1 protein-coding gene is annotated in these 1,770 nt (G+C 73.6%); it reads right to left on the bottom strand.

What is annotated here, in order from left to right; genetic code table 11:
• On the bottom strand, nt 1–1,770 hold a 1,770-nt coding region (locus AB0Q99_RS34250; RefSeq protein WP_363578175.1), incomplete at both ends, for a beta-ketoacyl synthase N-terminal-like domain-containing protein.

The following is a 1,770-nucleotide window of genomic DNA, read 5'->3' as shown; positions in this document are numbered from 1 at the left end:
GCCGTACGTCGCCAGCAGCGCCTGCGCCTCGATGGGATCGCCGAGCGTCGTCCCCGTGCCGTGCGCCTCCACCGCGTCCACCTCGGACGCCTCCAGCCCGGCGTTGGCGAGGGCCTGACGGATCACCCGCTCCTGCGACGGACCGTTCGGCGCCCCGAGGCCGTTGGAGGTGCCGTCCTGGTTGACCGCCGAACCCCGCACCACCGCCAGCACCCGGTGGCCGTTGCGACGGGCGTCCGACAACCGCTCCAGCACCACCAACCCCGCACCCTCACCCCAGGCCGTACCGTCAGCCGCCTCGGCAAACGCCTTCACCCGGCCGTCGGGAGCCAGGCCGCGCTGGCGCGAGAACTCCGTGAACCCCAGCGGGGTCGCCATCACGGTCACCCCGCCGGCCAGGGCCAGTGAGCACTCCCCCGAGCGCAGCGCCTGCGCTGCCAGGTGGATCGCCACCAGCGAGGACGAGCAGGCGGTGTCCAGCGAGACCGCCGCGCCCTCCAGTCCCAGCAGGTAGGCGATCCGGCCGGAGGTCACGCTGGTCGCGGCGCCCGTACCGAGATAGCCCTCGGCGTCGGCGGGTGCCTGGCCGCCGTAGCCGGAGGACCAGATGCCGGCGAACACGCCCGTCCGGCTGCCCCGCAACGACGTCGGATCGATCCCCGCGTCCTCGAACGTCTCCCACGCGGTCTCCAGCAGCACCCGCTGCTGCGGATCCATCGCCAACGCCTCACGCGGCGAAATCCCGAAGAAATCGGCATCGAACCCCGCCGCGTCCGCGAGAAAACCACCCGACCGCGTATACGACGTCCCGGGATGATCCGCATCCGGATGGAACAACCCCTCAACGTCCCACCCGCGATCACCCGGAAACGCCCCGATCGCATCCACCCCGGCCGCCACCAAGCCCCACAGCTCCTCCGGCGACCCCACCCCACCCGGCAACCGGCACCCCATACCCACGATCACCACCGGATCAGCCCCACCACCCACCCCACCCACCGACACCACCGGAACCACCGGAACCACACCCCCACCCGCACCGAGGATCCCGCTCAGCAGGTGCTCGGCGAGTTGCCGCGGGGTGGGGTGGTCGAAGGTGACGGTGGCGGGCAGCCGCAGGCCGGTGGCGATGTTGAGCCGGTTGCGCAGTTCGACGGAGGTCAGGGAATCGAAGCCGAGGTCCTTGAACGGCTGCCGGTCCCATCCGGCCCCCGGTTCGCGGTGACCGAGCACGGCGGCGGTGTTGGCGGTGACCAGGTCGAGTGCGGCTCGCAGCCGTTCGGCCTCCGGCAGTGACCGCAGGCGGTCGGCGATCGCGCCGGGCCGCGCCGGGCGCCGGGCCGGCTTGCGGGAGACGAGGCCCTTGAGGGCCGCCGGGTTCGCCGGGGCTCCCGCCATCACGGACAGGTCGAGGCGTGCCGGCACCAGCGCGGCCCGGTCCGCGGCCAGGGCCGCGTCGAACAGCGACAGGGCGTGGTCGGTGGCCAGCGGCACGACCCCGGCTCGCATCAGCCGGTCCCGGTCGGCACCGGTCAGGTGCCCGGTCATGCCGCTGGCCTCCGCCCAGTAGCCCCAGGCCAGCGAGGTCGCCGGCAGTCCGAGGGCGCGCCGGTGCACGGCGAGGGCGTCGAGGAAGGTGTTCGCCGCGGCGTAGTTGGCCTGCCCGGGGCTGCCGAGCGTCCCGGCCGCCGAGGAGAAGAGGACGAACGCCGTCAGGTCCCGCCCCCGGGTGAGTTCGTGCAGGTTCCACGCCGCCCGCGCCTTGGGCTC

The sequence above is a fragment of the Kitasatospora sp. NPDC086791 genome (assembly GCF_040685975.1).
In the GTDB taxonomy this organism is placed as follows: domain Bacteria; phylum Actinomycetota; class Actinomycetes; order Streptomycetales; family Streptomycetaceae; genus Kitasatospora.
This window is presented reverse-complemented; position numbering and strand designations above follow the sequence as displayed.